Below are 15,112 nucleotides of genomic sequence, written 5' to 3'. Positions count from 1 at the left end.
ACCTCACTTCTTCTCCATCACGCATTGCAGCGGATGCTGATTCTGTCGGGCGAAATCCATGACCTGGGACACTTTGGTCTCGGCCACCTCGAATGTATAGACCCCGCACTCGCCCACTCCATGATTGTGAACATGAAGCATGATGCGTGTGGCGGCTTCGCGGTCCTTTTGAAAAAAACGCTCCAGGACGTGAACCACGAACTCCATGGGCGTGTAGTCGTCGTTGAGGATAAGGACCCGATAAAGGCTAGGCTTCTTGGTCTTGGTTTTCGTGCGCGTAATGACAGCCGTGCCGCGACCGGCCTCATTGCCGTCGCCGTCACTTTGCATCCGCACCACGCTTGCCGTGGCAGTCAAACCTGAAGTCACGTAATCCTGCCTCTTTCGAATCCCCATGCGAGTTCGACATGTAGGTGTTCGATGGACGATTTTAAGCCCTTCTTGTTAGCTGACAATATGGCTAGGTGGGCAAACCGAGGCGATTTTCAAAATCGTGAACCACTAAGGCCCCAGAATTGAAAACGGCATGAAAAAACCCGGCCGCGCATCCGCGACCGGGTCTGTTTTGCAAGCCCGAAAGGCCGTGCTTGGTATTTTGAGGCGAAATTACTTCGCCTTGGCGACAATCGATTCGAAGGGCTTGTAGGCCTCCTTGGCGAGCTCGGCATAGAGATCGCCGAACTTGGTCGCCTCGGCGACGAAGCTCTCATAGCTCTGCTTGGCGAAGTCGGACTGGATCTCGATCGCCTTTTCCAGCGACTTGGCGGAGATCAGCTTTTCGACCGCGGCGCTTCCGGCTTCGAAGCTCTTCTTGGTGTATTCGCCAGCTTCGGTGGCGATCGCCTGCGCGCCCTTGGAGAGCGAAGCGAAGCTCTTCAATCCGGTGTCGGCAAACTCTTTGCCGTATTTCGAGAAGTCCTCATAGGTCTGGGTCATTTCACGTCTCCCTTGGCGGTTTTAGAGCACCCCTTGCCTGAGCGCAGTTGTGCAATGCAGGAGAATATATTGTGCGCTGCACAAAAGTCAAGATTTCCGCGGCATCGGGCCGCGCTGCGCCGGCAAACGCTAAAATTCGAATAAAGAAAGGCTCAAGCCCGAGGAAAATGGTGAACGCGCCGGTTACCATAAACGGATTGGTAACGCAGGCCGCGATAGTTTGACGGCAAGTGAGGTCGGATCCCTTTGCCGCCTCCAGGGCAATGAGTTTCAAAGGAACTATCAGTGCGTCAGGCGTTGTCGGTCTTCGGTTCAAAATCCGCATCTTCCCTCAAAACGATCATGATCCTCGCTTTGGCGATGACATTCGTCGTTGCGGATGTCGCATCGTCGATGGCCGCCAGATCGTCGGCGATCGTCGTCGATGCCAAGACCGGCAAGGTGCTTTATTCGTCCGATGCCAATGGCCGGCGCTACCCGGCGTCGCTGACCAAAATGATGACGCTCTATCTGACCTTCGAGGCCCTGGCGAAGGGCAGGATCAGCAAGAACACGCCGGTGCCGTTTTCGGCAAAAGCAGCGGCCGAACCCCCGACCAAGCTCGGCGTCAAGGCCGGCGGAGCGGTTTCAGTCGAGACCGCCATCTTGTCGATGGTGACCAAGTCGGCCAATGATTCGGCGACCGCGCTCGGCGAACTGCTCGGCGGCAGCGAGAGCAATTTCGCCCGCATGATGACGGCCAAGGCGCGGCAGCTTGGCATGGACGGCACGGTGTTTCGCAATGCCAACGGCCTGCCCGATCCCGGCCAGTTCACCACCGCCCATGACATGGCGATGCTCGGCATCGCGCTCAGGGAACATTATCCGCAGTATTACGGCTATTTCTCGCAGCGCTCCTTTCTCTATGGGCGCCAGCGCATCAATGGTCACAACCGGCTGCTCGGCCGCATCAAGGGCGTCGACGGCATCAAGACCGGCTACACCCGCGCCTCGGGCTTCAACCTCGTCTCGTCGGTTTCCGACGGCAACCGCCGCCTTGTCGCCGTCGTCATGGGCGGCACTTCGGGCCGCAGCCGCGACAACCAGATGGCCGGGCTGATCAACGCCTACATGCCGCGTGCATCGACCCGCGGCGGCGGCGCTTTGATCGCCAAGGCCGGTGGCGACAATCCGATCAAGGCGCTGGCCAAGGTTTTCCTGCCCAAGCACGACGCACCGACGCCGGACGACAAGCCGGTGGTTGAAGACGATGCCGTGGCGTCCAATGACGACCCGACCTCTGCTGACGCGCAGCCTTCTGACGAACAGACGGTGGCCGCGGTCGAAGAGCCCGCCCCCGTCGTCAAGACCAGAAAGGTCAAGACCGTCATCGTAACGGCGCCCAAGGTCGAAACGGCGCAAATGGTTGCGGCCTACGCCGAGCCCACGCCAGCATCCCCTCCGGCAGTCGATCCGGTCAACACGGCCTCGGTGCCGTCGGGTTGGGCAGTGCAGGTCGCGTCTTCGCCCAAGCAGTCCGAAGCCCAGGCTTTCCTCGACAAGACCGCCAAGCAGGCGCCGAAGATACTTGCATCTGCCTCCGGTTTTACGGTCGCTTTCGACAAGGATGGCGAGACCTATTACCGCGCCCGCTTCGGCGGTTTCGGTTCGAAGGATGCCGCCTGGAATGCCTGCAACGCTTTGAAGAAGAAGAAAATTACCTGCTACGCCGTCCAACAGTAGGACGGCGTCGAGGACCATCTCCCGGAAATTTACTGCGTCGAAGGAGACTAGTTGTGATTGGAGAGCAAGACGTCCTTGGCTTCGTTGATCCGCGCCGCCAGGAAAGACGTGCCGCCGATGTCGGGGTGCAGGCGCTGCATCAGGCGGCGGTGCGCCTTGCGGACATCCGCCGCGGCGGCCCCCGCTTCAAGACCAAGGACCTTGTAGGCCTCCTCCTTAGTCATGGCGCCCGCACCTGGCGCAACACCCAGCCCTTCGCCACCGTTCGCCTCAGCGTCTTTGCGCCAGACGGGAAAACGGCCGTCAAGATACGTCTCTAGGAGTTGGCGGCTCTCCGGATCGCCGGGGAGCTCGCGGTAAAGCTGCTGCAGTTCGGCCAGGCCCATCGCGCCCAGCATCTTGCCTTCATGGCGGCCGGCCAGAACCAGGCCTTCAAGCCCACCTGTATCGTGATCCAGCTCCATCTCCAGTGCGGCGGTGCGCACCGTCGAGCGCTTGCCGGGCGCCAGCCCGACCGTGGGCCGCTTCATCCGCACCGAACCATACCAGGCAAGGGCCGCGGCCAGGATGAGACCGGCAATGCCTTCGCGGCCGACCACCAGCACCGCGAGGCCAAACAGCGCCAGAAGCACCGGGCCGAGCGTGCGCATGCCGCTTGCCAGTTTTTGCGGGTCGGCGCGGACGAAGATCGTCGCCGCGCCTAGCAGCACCAGAAACAGTGCAACAAGTGCAATGATAGCGCCCATCAATTCCCGCCGCCCTTGAGATGCTCGATCAACAGCCGGTCTCCCGGCCGGTCCCTTGCCACGAGCGCCTTCAATCCACCGGTCGCATAGACGGCGACGGCTGAAAGCAGTCCGGCCAGGGTCGCGGCAGCCCGCCGATCGAACCGGAACCAAGCCCCTTTGGACAGCCGCGCGATCTCCTTGAACGCTTTTTCTGCGCCGGAATCATGACCTTCCTGGAAGACGAAGACGGGAACGCCGTGCAGGCCGAGGCTGCCGGCCTTCTGCGCCAGGTCGTCGATATCCTCTTCCATGGCGTCGCCGATATAGACCAGCGCATTGACCTTGGCCGTCGCCGTTTCCTTCAGCGCATGCGCCAGCACCTTGCCGATCTGGGTGTGGCCGGCGCGGCAGTTGATCCGGGTCATCAATTGGTTCAGGGCATTGGTGTCGGCCACGAAGGCCGATGACCGGCATTCGCCCAGCCCGCGAAAATAAGCCAGTTGGACGCTGAGGGCTCCGGCCTTGCCGACGGCATCGAACATTTCGCCTTGCAGCTTGGTGGCGAGATCCCAGGTCGGCTGGCGGCTCATCGTCGCGTCGAGCGCCAGGATCAGCCGCCCGGAGCCGGTCGCGGACGCGGCAAGCGACCGCGCCTGGCGGATAAAGGCGTCGATCTCGCCGGCATTGGATTGAGGCTTGACCGGCGCAGGATTGGCCCTCGCGGGCACGGGCTGCTTCTTGTCGCTCATGAAATTCAAGATGTGGCGTTGCCGGCCCGCTTGCAAGTCCAGCTTTGGACAAGATGAAGGGCCAGCGATCAGTGCTGTGGGAGAAGCGGCCGTGCCCCTGGCCTTACAACAAGCCCAGATCGGCGAGTTCACGCTTCAGCTTTGGCGGCATCTCGACCATTCCGGCCTTGCCCTTGCCAATATCGGCCGGCGCATCCGACGGTTTCAGGTAGCGCCAGCCCTGGAATGCGCGGCGTGGCTGCCAGTTGGTACGAACGACTTCGAGGCCGAGCATCAGGCGGCAGCGGCCGATGCCCTCGTCATCGGTGAAGGGACGGATATCGGTAATTAGCTGACGGCACTGGACGCTGCCCTTGATCACCCAATAGAGCGAACCGCCATCGGTGACCTCGGTGCCGCGCGTCGGCACCATGCGGGTGGTGTGCCAGTGCTCGGCCGGCTCGCCGGCACGGCGTCGCTCGTCGACCCGAAAGGCGATCCACTCTTCGAGATCCTCGACGCTGTCGCAACCGACGCAGAGTTTTAGGAGATTGAGTGCCATCGCTTAAGGTTTAGTCCGGCGCGCGGTTGCGTCAACGGCCCTGCCCGACTTCTCCACAGTGCCAGCGGCGTTGAGCGTTCAACATTCCACGACATTGACAGCCAACCCGCCAAGGCTGGTTTCCTTGTACTTCTCGTTCATGTCGAGGCCGGTCTGGCGCATGGTTTCGATCGCCGCGTCGAGCGGCACGAAGTGGACGCCGTCGCCCTTGATGGCGAGCGAGGCGGCTGTCACCGCCTTGACGGCCCCGAGTGCGTTGCGCTCGATGCAGGGCACCTGGACGAGGCCACCGACCGGATCGCAGGTCATGCCGAGATGATGCTCGAGCGCGATCTCGGCCGCGTTCTCGACCTGCTCGGGCGTGCCGCCCATGACGGCGCAGAGGCCAGCCGCGGCCATCGCCGAGGCCGAACCGACCTCGCCCTGGCAACCGACTTCGGCGCCGGAGATCGACGCGTTGGTCTTGATGATGCCGCCGACAGCTGCCGCCGTCAGCAGGAAGTCGCGAATGCTCGGCTGGTCGGCTTCCGGGTGAAAATGCAGCCAGTAGCGCAGCACCGCCGGCAGCGTGCCGGCCGCTCCATTGGTCGGCGCGGTGACGACGCGCCCGCCGGCGGCGTTTTCCTCGTTCACCGCCATGGCATAGATCGACAGCCAGTCATTGGCGAGCAAAGGGTTGGGCTTGTTCTGCTGCCACTGCTCCTGCAGCTTGTCGTGCAGCATGCGGGCACGGCGTCGTACTTTCAGCCCGCCCGGCATGATGCCGTCCTGCGACAGGCCGCGGTCGATGCAGCCCTTCATGGCGCCCCAGATGGCATCGAGGCCGCTGTCGAGCTCCTCGCGCGACATATGCGACTCCTCATTGACGCGCTTCATGTCGGCAATGGAAAGCCCGCTTTTGCCGGCCATCTTGAGCATCTCGACAGCGTTCTTGAAGGGGTAAGGCACCTTCTTGCCTTCGGTCGTCACCGAGCCCTTCACCTTCATCCGCTGCAGCTCTTCCTCGGAGACGACGAAGCCGCCGCCGATCGAATAATAGATGCGCTTGAGCAGCAGCCGGTCGCCGGCGTCGTAGGCGTAGAACGCCATGCCGTTGGCGTGGCCGGTGAGCGGCGTCTTCCTGTCGAGGACCAGATCTGTCGCCGGATCGAAGCGGTAGGAGGGATGACCGGGAGGCGAAATCCGCTTCTCGGCGGCGATGCGTGTGGCAATGCCCTCGGCCTGATCGGGATCGACCGTCTGCGGCGTCAGGCCGGCAAGGCCGAGGACAACGGCGCGGTCCGAGCCGTGGCCGATGCCGGTGTAGGCGAGCGAGCCGTGCAGGCTGGCGCCGATGCGATCGACCTTCACGCCAGCCGGGCGTGGCCAGTCATCGCCGGCGATCTCGTCGAGAAACCGCCGCGCCGCCGTCATCGGCCCCATCGTGTGCGAGCTCGACGGCCCGATGCCGATCTTGAACAGGTCGAAAACCGAAAGGAACACGCTGCGCCGTCTCCGGGAATGGGATCAAGACCTACATATAGGACTTTCCATGATGTTTGTGCTGTTTTGAGAAATACGGCGCCGCACCCGCCGACCTTGTTTGCTCAGGCAGCGACATTGATTGCTCGACCATGACGGCGCGGCTATTCTGCCTATCGCAGGCCTGCCGCGTTTGGCCTCGCTTCTCATTTGCAAGGGAGGACGCCGTGCTGACGTTGAATGCCAGGCCGCAGCCGGTGCGCATCGCGCCTGCCGAGACCGCTGTCGTCGTCGTGGACATGCAGAACGCCTTTGCCTCGAAAGGCGGCATGTTCGACCTCGCCGGCTTCGACATATCCGGCGCCGCACCGGCAATCGACGCCAACCAGCGCCTGCTCAAGGCGGCACGCGAGGCCGGCGTCAGCGTCATTTACCTCCAGATGTCGTACAAGCCCGATCTCAGCGATGCGGGAGATGCCTCTTCCCCGAACCATCACAAGGAACTGGGGATGGTCATGATGCGCGAACGTCCCGAGCTCGCCGGCAGACTGTTGATCGACAACAGCTGGGACTGGCAGATCGTCGACGCGCTGAAACCCGAGCCGGGCGACCAGATCATCCGCAAATCGCGTTACAGCGGCTTTTGCAACACTGGCCTCGAAGCGTATCTGCGCGCCCGCAAGATACGAAATCTGCTGTTCACCGGGGTCGCCACCAACGTCTGCGTCGATGCCACCGCTCGCGACGCCTACATGCTGGAATTCTGGCCGATCCTGGTCGAGGACGCGATGAACCATTCGGGCCCCGATTTCAATCGTCAGTCGACGCTGTGGAATTTCGAACACGCCTTCGGATGGATCACCAGGACTGACAGCGTCGTCGAGGCGCTGCATAGGGAAGCCGCCACGCCTTTGCCGGCCTGAGCCAACCGTCGAAACTGGCGCCTGGCCTGTGGTAAAAGGGTTGCATGGGCGATTCCTTTCATCTGTCGACGGCTGATCTCGCGGCGCTGGCTTTCTTCCTCCTCGCATGGTGGCTGCACACGCTGGCGTCCGACGGCAAGCTGGTCAGCCGGGTATCGCTGACGATGGCCATGAATGTGCAGCGTGAGGCCTGGATGCGCACCATGGCCGAGCGCGAGATCCGCATCGTCGACACCGCCATCATGAGCGGCCTGCAGCAAGGCACCGCCTTTTTTGCTTCCTCGTCGCTGATTGCGCTCGGTGGCTGCTTCGCGCTGCTCGGCGCCTCCGACCGGGTGCTTGACGTGCTGAATGACCTGCCGTTGAACGCGACCTCGTCGCGCTCGGCCTTCCAAATGAAGGTTTTCGGCCTGGTGCTGATCCTGGCCTTCGCCTTCTTCAAGTTCGGCTGGGCCTATCGTCTCTTCAATTATTGCACGATCCTGATCGGCGCGGTGCCGATCCCGCATGGCGAGGCCTCGCGCAATCCGGTCAGCGAAACGGCGGTGTGGCGCGCGGCGCGCATGAACATGTTGGCCGGCAAGCATTTCAACTCGGGCCTGCGCGCCGTGTTCTTCTCGATCGGCTATCTCGGCTGGTTCGTCGATCCGATTGTGTTCGTTATGTCGACGCTGCTGCTTCTGGCGGTGCTGGTGCGGCGCCAGTTCTTCTCGGCGGCGCGCCAAGCGGTGATCGGTCAGCCGCCGGGGCCTGGGAAAAGCTGGTCGATCCGGCCCGACAGCCAATAGGCGGCAAGCCCGATCCATTCGCGGATCGCCGTCGTCGTGGTCTGCAGCGAATCCGGTGCATTGTCTCGAAACAGACCAAAGCCTTCCTTTCCCGAGGTGCGATAGTCGACGGGCCACGGGATCGTCGGAAAGCCGGCCTTGTCGAACAGCGCCTTGGAGCGCGGCATATGGAAGGCCGAGGTCACCAGCAGCCAGGTCTCGCCCGGTTTCGGCGTCACCAATTCCTTGCTGAAGACTGCATTCTCATAGGTGTTGCGGGATTTGCTCTCGAGCACCAGCCGGTTCGCACTGACGCCAAGCGCGCCAAGCAGCCGCGGCGCGGTGGCTGCATCGCCCTCGCCCTCCAGCAACAATTCGCCGGTTCCGCCGGAGACAACCACCTTCGCCTCGGGGAAGCGGCGGGCAAGGATCGCCGTCTCGACCATGCGGTCGCCGCCGGAATTCAGCTCGTAACCGCCGCGCACCAGATTGATGGCGCCCTCGAAACCGCCGCCGAGCACGACGATGCCATCCACCTTCTGCGGCAGCGGTGGCTTGGGAAATCGCTCTTCGAGCGGATTGAGCATCATAGCGCCGAGCGACGTCCAGGCCGACAGTGCGAGAATCAGGAAGGCGAGCACACTGCCTGTCGCCGCCAGCCGCCGCCGGCCGATCAGCGCCGCAAGCAAACCTACCAGCAGCAGGAAGATCGCCAGGTTGAGCGGCTGCACGAAGAACCAGAAGATCTTGGAGAGATAGAAGAACATGGTCCTACTCGACCGTGAAACTATGCCGACCGGCGAACCGCTTGATGGCTTCGACTACCGTTTCAGCTTCGGTTCGATCCAACTCGCGGCCAAAATTGAAGCTTTTTCCCGAGGATTGAAAATGGACAACCCCACCATCATCCGGGCCTTCGCTATTTGAGTCTCCGAACGTTATTCCAAGCTTGGATATGTGATGGGGGTCGGCCGAATTGCTCTTCACGAAAGGCCACCGCTTGACCGTTTGATCCAGTGAGTCGCTGGTGATCTCCAGAGTTTCAATGCCAAATCTATTCCAAGCAATCGTCTCAAAGCACTTGTAGAGAATAAGTACGAAGAAAAACCACAAGGTGAAAAATTGGAGGTTCAATTTTGCGTCTGGCGACGACACCGATGCAATCAGTGCAGGTCCCCAGAAATAGCAATACAGACCGATAACTGCGACTGATATCAATATCTCAGGGATTGAGTAACGCGACGGATTGCTGATCGTTAGCCTGTCATCTGTCTCGACGATCGAAATCCGAGAAGGAGCAGTCATTCCTACCACCACTTTTCCGGCTGGAACGTGCCCGCCGCCTGGTCGATGACGGCAGCGGTCTGGAACAGGCTTTCCTCGTCGAAGGGACGGCCGATCAGCTTGGAAAGATAGAAAAACATTACCTGCCTATCGCCAGCATGAATTTTTGACGGCCGATGAAATCCTGGATCGCATTCGCCACAACCTCCGCCTCCTCACGGCTCAACTCCCTGCCGAAAACAAGGGTGCCGTTCGCGTTGGTCAAACGGATGACTTCCGACAGCCCGACTTCGTCCGTCGGATAGGTATGATCGAGGATTTCGACGTTAAGGTGCCCTTTCAAAGGCAATGACGAACGATTTTGCAACGAACCCCTGACATCGCGCATGGCGGCGGCGTTGGTCAGCCGCAGGGTTTCCTTGCCGAACACCAGCCAGATGAAATCCTTGCCGAGGAAATAGGTGAACAGGGCGATGATCGCAACGAACGACAGCAGGCCGAGAGTGCCGCTGCTGACCGTCGCGGGCGACGTGTCTCTCAGTCCCATGTAGCCGGTATAGGCAACGATCGCGGCCCCAATCAGGACAAAGCCTGTCCTGAAATCCGAGGTGCGTGGCGGGTTTGTGATCAGCAGTTCGTTTCCCGTCTCGACGATGGAAATGCGAGACGGGGGCGGCATGCTACCACCACTTCTCCGGCTGGAAGGTTCCTGCCGCCTGCTCGATGACGGCAGCGGTCTGGAACAGGGTTTCCTCGTCGAAGGGACGGCCAATCAGCTGCAGGCCGAGCGGCAGGCCTTTGGCGTCGAGGCCGGCTGGAACCGCGATGCCCGGCAGGCCGGCCATGTTCACGGTCACCGTGAAAATGTCGTTGAGGTACATTTTTACCGGGTCGGCTGCCATGTCCTCGTCGGCGATGCCGAAAGCGGCGGACGGCGTCGCCGGCGTCAGGATGACGTCGACGCCCGCAGCAAAGACGGTCTCGAAGTCGCGCTTGATCAGATTTCGCACCTTCTGCGCCTGCAGATAGTAGGCATCGTAGTAGCCGGCCGACAGCACATAGGTGCCGATCATAATGCGGCGCTTGACCTCGCGGCCGAAACCGGCGGCGCGGGTCTTTTCGTACATGTCGACAATGTCCTTGCCCGGCACGCGCAGGCCGTAGCGGACGCCGTCATAGCGGGCGAGATTCGACGACGCTTCGGCGGGCGCGACGATATAGTAAGCCGGCAAAGCATATTTGGTGTGCGGCAGCGAAATGTCGACGATCTCGGCGCCGGCATCCTTCAGCCAGGCAATGCCCTTCTGCCACAGCGCCTCGATTTCTTCCGGCATGCCGTCGACGCGGTATTCCCTGGGAATCCCGACCTTCATGCCCTTGATCGGCTTGCCGATCGCCGCTTCGTAGTCCGCCACCGGACGGTCGACCGAGGTGGTGTCCTTTGCATCGACCGAGGCCATCGACTTCAGCATGATGGCGGCGTCGCGCACGTCGCGGGCGATCGGGCCGGCCTGGTCGAGCGACGAGGCGAAAGCGACGATGCCCCAGCGCGAGCAGCGGCCATAAGTCGGCTTGATGCCGACAGTGCCGGTGAAGGCGGCGGGCTGGCGGATCGAGCCGCCGGTGTCGGTGGCGGTGGCGCCGGCGCACAGGAAGGCCGAGACGGCGGAGGCCGAGCCGCCCGACGAGCCGCCCGGAACGAGCTGTGCATTGTCCAGCGTACGCGCGGTCTTGGTGCCGCCGGCTGAAACAAAACCGCCATCGCCCTGATGCGTGGTCGGCATCACCACCGTGTCGAGGCGCGAACGCCGCCACGGATTGACGACCGGGCCGTAATAGGAGGTCTCGTTGGACGAGCCCATGGCGAACTCGTCCATGTTGAGCTTGCCCAGCATGACGGCGCCGTCGGCCCACAGATTGGCGGTGACGGTCGATTCGTAGCGCGGCTTGAAGCCGTCGAGCACATGGCTACAGGCCTGGGTGTGGACACCTTCGGTGCCGAACAGATCCTTGATGCCGAGCGGGATGCCTTCCAGCGCACCGCCCTCGCCCTTGGCGAGCTTCGCGTCGGAGGCCTTGGCCATGTCGCGCGCCTTGTCGCCGGTGACGACGATATAGGCGTTGAGCACCGGATTGGCGCGCTCGATGGCCGAGAGATAGGCCTCGGTGATCTCGGCGGCGGAAATCTCTTTGCCGCGCAGCTTGGCGCGGGCCTGCGAAATCGTCAGATGGGTCAGTTCGCTCATCAAAGGCTCTTTTCGTAAAACACCGACCACTCGGAATCGGGATAATCCAGCACCGGGCCGCAGCGCGAGAAGCCGGCGCGTTCGTAGACGGTCCAGGCCGCGGGATGACGATCGCCGGTTTCCAGCACCAACCGCTTCAGCCCTTCGCTGCGCGCCAGCGTTTCGACCCGCTCGACGATTTTCGCGCCGATCTTTTTTCCGCGATGCGAAGGCCGCGTGTACATGCGCTTGACCTCGCCGACGCTGGCATCATGACGCTTCAGCGCGCCGCAGCCGATGGCCTGCCCGTCGTCGCGGGCGATGAAGACCGTGGTGTCGTCACCCGCCATCTGCTCGACCGTCAAATGATAGCAATGTTCCGGCGGCGTCAGTTCGAGCAGCGTCGCGTTCAGCTCCTCGACCAAAGCGCGGACATCGTCCTGCAGCGGTGTCTCGATGGCGATCTCGATTGCCATCGGCCGCCTACTCCACGACCTTCGGCACGAGGAAGAAATTCTCTTCAGTGGCCGGCGCGTTGGCGACGATGTCGGCAGCCTTGTTGCCGTCGGTGACGATGTCCTGGCGCTTCTTCATCTCCATCGGCGTCACCGAAGTCATCGGCTCGACGCCGGAGACATCGACCTCGTTCAACTGCTCGACAAAGCCCAGAATGGCGTTCAATTCGCCGGTCATGCGCTCGGCATCCTCCTCGCTCACCGCAATGCGGGCGAGACGCGCGACGCGCTTCACTGTCTGCAGATCAACGGACATTTTGAAACCTTCGAAAAACCAGCCCGCGCTATAGCGGCGCAGAGCCGCGGGCGCAACATATCGGGCAACATTTGACGCCTCAGCCAGGCAAGACCTTACTGGAAGACGTAACCCATGTGCTTGCGCCTTTGCGCCGAAATAGCATCGGTGACCGCTTTCCGGTTGTCGGGGGTATCTTCAAGGATCATTGCCGGCGCGCAAGGTTGCTGAACAAGCTGAACAAATGGCATTCCGTGACGGTCTATGGCAGCGCGCAAACCCACGATCACATTTTCCGGGCCTTCCCAGCGCTCCGGCATGGCATATGTCGAGTGGACCCAATTGGCCTCCAAGTTGTCTAATGGTGGAGAGCCGGAAATCATTTCTACAACCTCGAACGTGATCCGAATGCCATTGGCGGAACGATCCGACAGCTTGCCTACCAGTTGCTCCCCGCCATTCTTGCTCAAAGCCTCGCGAAACTTGCGCCGCCGCTCCTGAAGTTCCGGGTCGAATACCGGTTGATAGGATATCATTCTGGCGCGGACGACGATTTGTGCATTGCTGAGGTAATTCAGATCTTGCTCATGAAGAGTTGCGCATGCCGTTGCTGTTCCGGATAGCGAAAAAAGACTCAAGAAAGCCGCGCATGCCAGCACAACGTTCAGCTTCAAGGGCCTGTTCACATCGCTCTCCATTCCGCCTCAGAATTAGAGAAGATCGTCATCGATCAAGGCAATTTCACGCTCTCGCAGCTAACGGCTGCGGCCGTTGCCGCTTCGTCGTGCAGCAGACTTAGATCGTGGGGCTGATCGGAGCCTTCCGCTGGCGCAACGGAAGCGGCAACTCGAACAGCCGTTCCTTGGCCGGGCACATGCCGCAGGCTGCTTCGTCCTCTAGCGCGGCGAAGGCCTTCAACTCGGAGCTGGAGCAATCCGGGTCGAGCGGTTGGTAGGCGAGATAGCGATCCCATTTGTCGGCAAGGCGGTATTTTGCCTTCTGCATCGGCAGATAGGCCAAGGGTGCACATTTCCAGACGCGCCCATCGAGAAGCTGCTTGCAGTGGCGGGCCGGACAGGCCTCCCAGCTGGCGCGCGGATCGCCGTCCTCGAATGGCAGCATGGTGTCGCCAAAACCTTCGTAGCGCCGGGTCCAGTTCTTGTGCGCGGGACGCACCTTGGCGACGAAGCCGTGCTCCTGCCGCCATTGCTCCAGCACAGTGAAAACTGGTTTCAGCCGGTCGCGGTACTCTTCCGAATCGTGATGCACGGAGATGACAAGGCGGGCATCCGGGTCCGCCGCAAGGATGGTGGGCAAGGACGGGTGGCGGTGCAGGAAGAAGCCGTTTGAGACGATCTCGATCTGGGTATGCGGCCAATGCCGCCGCACCAGACCCACAAATTGCGGCAATTGCGGATGGATGGTGGGTTCGCCGCCAAGCAGGGAGAACCGGGTGACCGACACACGCTGGCTCCACAATCCCATCCAGCGGTCGGCATCCTCAAGCGACACAGTGCCGGAATGGGCGTGGTTGGAATAGTGCGAACAGCTTTCGCAGGCCAGGTTGCAGCCATGCGCGACATGCAGTTCGAGCTTCCGGAACACCGGCCGCTCTCCCTGCAGTAGCAATCCCATCCGTTTCAGCATCCCCATAGGGTCACGCTAGCATGCGGATGTGTGCGGTGCATCTGCCGCCGACGGCAAATTTCAGCTCTTTGTTTTACGCAATTCCCAAGGGAAAGCGCTATGCGCTTTCCCGGGAAAACCGCTTCACACTTTTCCTGGAATTGCTCTAAGGCAGGGACACGCCGTCGCAGAGGTAATAGCTGCCGCCATTGCCGGCCTACTCGCCTTCGTCAGCGGTTGGGCGTACCGAGACGATGTCGATTTGCGTCGCGTTCATCTGCGTGATCGAAAGCACGTCGGGAAAGAGAAAGCCCGGCTCCTGGCAGATGGCGGTGACCGCCCAGCTCGGCGAGCGCGTCGCCTTGGTGATCTGGACGAACTCGCAATTGTACTCGACGCTTTGCAGGCCGTCCGCCGACAAGATGACATTGCCGGCGTCGATCAGCGTCTGCAGCGTGTCCTTTTTGGCTTGCGCACAAAGCTCCTGAGTTTGGAGATAAACGCCCTTGATGAAGTCCTCGGCGGCCGATGCGGGTGACGCCGCAACCAGCATCGAAACGCAAAGAGTCCTTCTCAAGCCCATGGTTTCATTCCCTTTTGCGCAAGGGATCGTCCAAGCGATCGCTCTACAGTGTGATCGTTTGGCCGATTGCTGGCAAGGCCACCTTGACATCGGACCCTTCTAGTCCGGCGACGAACTTTTCCGCTGTCGGGTCGATGATCGGGAAGGTGCCAAAGTGACAGGGCACGACCGTGTCAAAGTGGAAGAAGCGCCGACAGGCAAGGGCCGCCACCGCACCGCCCATGGTGAAGCGGTCGCCGACCGGCACGATGCCGATCTTCGGTTCATGCAATTCGTTGATCAGCGCCATGTCGGAGAAGATGTCGGTGTCGCCCATGTGATAGAGCGTCTTGTCATCCGAAAAATGCAGGACCAGCCCGCCGGGATTGCCGAGATAGACGTTCTGGCCGCCATCGAGGCCAAACGACGAGGAATGCAGCGCCTGCACGAAGGTGGTGGTGAAGGCGCCGCAATCGACGGTGCCGCCGAGATTGCCGGGGTTGATCTTGTTGCCGTCGACGCCCTGGCCGACCAGATACATGCAGATCTCGTAGTTGGCGACCAGCTGGGCGCCGCTCTTCTTCAGCACCTCCACCGCGCCGCTGACATGGTCATTGTGGCCGTGGGTCAAAAGCACATGGGTGACGCCTTCCGCCGGCCCTTCCCAGCCGCCCGTCCAGGACGGATTGCCGATGAGATAGGGGTCGATCAGGATGGTCGCTCCCGATGTCTCGATGCGAAAGGCGGAGTGTCCGTACCAGGTCAATTTCATCGATCATGTTCCTCGATTTTGGTTGCGGCGGAAGATAGAACGCCGGCTGCAAAATTAAAGTGACAT

General features: G+C 61.5%; 20 protein-coding genes. 4 read left to right on the top strand and 16 right to left on the bottom strand.

The window, feature by feature from the left end; genetic code table 11:
• Window positions 1-3: 3 nt before the first annotated feature.
• The 3 genes from clpS to AC1DZ8_RS17515 form a co-directional block, all read right to left on the bottom strand.
• On the bottom strand, window positions 4-330 hold the full coding sequence (gene clpS, locus AC1DZ8_RS17525) for an ATP-dependent Clp protease adapter ClpS (RefSeq protein WP_023671012.1): 327 nt from the start codon (window positions 328-330) through the stop codon (window positions 4-6).
• Window positions 331-606: 276 nt separating this feature from the next.
• Entirely contained in the window at window positions 607-936 is a 330-nt protein-coding gene (locus tag AC1DZ8_RS17520; protein ID WP_112561625.1) for a phasin family protein, read from the bottom strand.
• A gap of 1 nt (window position 937) precedes the next feature.
• On the bottom strand, window positions 938-1,210 hold the full coding sequence (locus AC1DZ8_RS17515) for a hypothetical protein (RefSeq protein ID WP_477304253.1): 273 nt from the start codon (window positions 1,208-1,210) through the stop codon (window positions 938-940).
• Window positions 1,211-1,278: 68 nt separating this feature from the next.
• Here AC1DZ8_RS17515 and AC1DZ8_RS17510 point away from each other — a divergent pair, with 68 nt between their 5' ends.
• Window positions 1,279-2,658: an SPOR domain-containing protein gene (locus tag AC1DZ8_RS17510; protein ID WP_477304251.1), complete on the top strand. Its 1,380-nt coding sequence runs from the start codon at window positions 1,279-1,281 to the stop codon at window positions 2,656-2,658.
• A gap of 47 nt (window positions 2,659-2,705) precedes the next feature.
• Here the strand turns inward: AC1DZ8_RS17510 and AC1DZ8_RS17505 are convergent, their stop codons facing one another.
• From AC1DZ8_RS17505 to AC1DZ8_RS17490, 4 genes are all read right to left on the bottom strand, one after another.
• Entirely contained in the window at window positions 2,706-3,404 is a 699-nt protein-coding gene (locus AC1DZ8_RS17505; RefSeq protein ID WP_477304249.1) for a DnaJ domain-containing protein, read from the bottom strand.
• Window positions 3,404-4,135 (bottom strand): VWA domain-containing protein, encoded by a 732-nt coding sequence (locus AC1DZ8_RS17500; protein WP_477304247.1) that lies wholly within the window; start codon window positions 4,133-4,135, stop codon window positions 3,404-3,406. The genes AC1DZ8_RS17505 and AC1DZ8_RS17500 overlap by 1 nt, the downstream gene beginning before the upstream one ends.
• Window positions 4,136-4,238: 103 nt before the next feature.
• On the bottom strand, window positions 4,239-4,676 hold the full coding sequence (locus AC1DZ8_RS17495) for a DUF1489 family protein (RefSeq protein WP_477304245.1): 438 nt from the start codon (window positions 4,674-4,676) through the stop codon (window positions 4,239-4,241).
• A 78-nt stretch (window positions 4,677-4,754) separates the two neighbouring features.
• A complete protein-coding gene (locus AC1DZ8_RS17490) occupies window positions 4,755-6,158 on the bottom strand; it encodes an L-serine ammonia-lyase (protein ID WP_477304243.1) in 1,404 nt (467 codons plus the stop codon).
• 206 nt (window positions 6,159-6,364) lie between these two features.
• On the opposite strand from AC1DZ8_RS17490, the gene AC1DZ8_RS17485 reads away from it, so the two are divergent.
• Both AC1DZ8_RS17485 and AC1DZ8_RS17480 read left to right on the top strand, forming a co-directional pair.
• Complete coding sequence (locus AC1DZ8_RS17485; RefSeq protein ID WP_477304241.1) at window positions 6,365-7,060, top strand: cysteine hydrolase family protein; 696 nt, start codon at window positions 6,365-6,367, stop codon at window positions 7,058-7,060.
• Window positions 7,061-7,104: 44 nt separating this feature from the next.
• Window positions 7,105-7,848: a DUF599 domain-containing protein gene (locus AC1DZ8_RS17480; protein ID WP_477304239.1), complete on the top strand. Its 744-nt coding sequence runs from the start codon at window positions 7,105-7,107 to the stop codon at window positions 7,846-7,848.
• Here AC1DZ8_RS17480 and AC1DZ8_RS17475 read toward each other — a convergent pair.
• Window positions 7,797-8,594: a YdcF family protein gene (locus AC1DZ8_RS17475; protein WP_477304237.1), complete on the bottom strand. Its 798-nt coding sequence runs from the start codon at window positions 8,592-8,594 to the stop codon at window positions 7,797-7,799. The two genes, AC1DZ8_RS17480 and AC1DZ8_RS17475, sit on opposite strands and share 52 nt — an antisense overlap.
• On the opposite strand from AC1DZ8_RS17475, the gene AC1DZ8_RS17470 reads away from it, so the two are divergent.
• The gene (locus tag AC1DZ8_RS17470; protein ID WP_477304235.1) at window positions 8,593-8,754 is read left to right on the top strand and encodes a hypothetical protein; all 162 of its coding nucleotides are present in this window, start codon (window positions 8,593-8,595) and stop codon (window positions 8,752-8,754) included. The two genes, AC1DZ8_RS17475 and AC1DZ8_RS17470, sit on opposite strands and share 2 nt — an antisense overlap.
• Window positions 8,755-9,250: 496 nt before the next feature.
• Here AC1DZ8_RS17470 and AC1DZ8_RS17465 read toward each other — a convergent pair whose 3' ends face one another.
• From AC1DZ8_RS17465 to AC1DZ8_RS17430, 8 genes are all read right to left on the bottom strand, one after another.
• Window positions 9,251-9,790 carry a hypothetical protein gene (locus tag AC1DZ8_RS17465; RefSeq protein WP_477304233.1) on the bottom strand — a complete coding sequence of 180 codons (540 nt, stop codon included), beginning with the start codon at window positions 9,788-9,790 and terminating at the stop codon, window positions 9,251-9,253.
• A 1-nt stretch (window position 9,791) separates the two neighbouring features.
• Window positions 9,792-11,357 carry an amidase gene (locus AC1DZ8_RS17460; RefSeq protein ID WP_477304231.1) on the bottom strand — a complete coding sequence of 522 codons (1,566 nt, stop codon included), beginning with the start codon at window positions 11,355-11,357 and terminating at the stop codon, window positions 9,792-9,794.
• The gene (locus AC1DZ8_RS17455) at window positions 11,357-11,812 is read right to left on the bottom strand and encodes a GNAT family N-acetyltransferase (protein ID WP_477304229.1); all 456 of its coding nucleotides are present in this window, start codon (window positions 11,810-11,812) and stop codon (window positions 11,357-11,359) included. The genes AC1DZ8_RS17460 and AC1DZ8_RS17455 overlap by 1 nt, the downstream gene beginning before the upstream one ends.
• Window positions 11,813-11,819: 7 nt before the next feature.
• Window positions 11,820-12,107 carry an Asp-tRNA(Asn)/Glu-tRNA(Gln) amidotransferase subunit GatC gene (gatC, locus tag AC1DZ8_RS17450; protein ID WP_112618355.1) on the bottom strand — a complete coding sequence of 96 codons (288 nt, stop codon included), beginning with the start codon at window positions 12,105-12,107 and terminating at the stop codon, window positions 11,820-11,822.
• A 95-nt stretch (window positions 12,108-12,202) separates the two neighbouring features.
• Window positions 12,203-12,772: a hypothetical protein gene (locus tag AC1DZ8_RS17445; RefSeq protein ID WP_477401285.1), complete on the bottom strand. Its 570-nt coding sequence runs from the start codon at window positions 12,770-12,772 to the stop codon at window positions 12,203-12,205.
• Window positions 12,773-12,881: 109 nt separating this feature from the next.
• Window positions 12,882-13,691, bottom strand: coding sequence for a radical SAM protein (locus tag AC1DZ8_RS17440; protein ID WP_477304225.1), 810 nt, complete (start codon window positions 13,689-13,691; stop codon window positions 12,882-12,884).
• A 238-nt stretch (window positions 13,692-13,929) separates the two neighbouring features.
• A complete protein-coding gene (locus AC1DZ8_RS17435) occupies window positions 13,930-14,295 on the bottom strand; it encodes a hypothetical protein (RefSeq protein ID WP_477304223.1) in 366 nt (121 codons plus the stop codon).
• 43 nt (window positions 14,296-14,338) lie between these two features.
• Window positions 14,339-15,046, bottom strand: coding sequence for a metal-dependent hydrolase (locus AC1DZ8_RS17430; RefSeq protein WP_477304221.1), 708 nt, complete (start codon window positions 15,044-15,046; stop codon window positions 14,339-14,341).
• Between the last annotated feature and the right edge of the window lie 66 nt (window positions 15,047-15,112).

The sequence above is a fragment of the Mesorhizobium sp. P2_F7 genome, assembly GCF_056403695.1.
The sequence above is the reverse complement of the archived record's forward strand: the minus strand, read 5'-3'. Positions and strand labels throughout refer to the sequence as shown.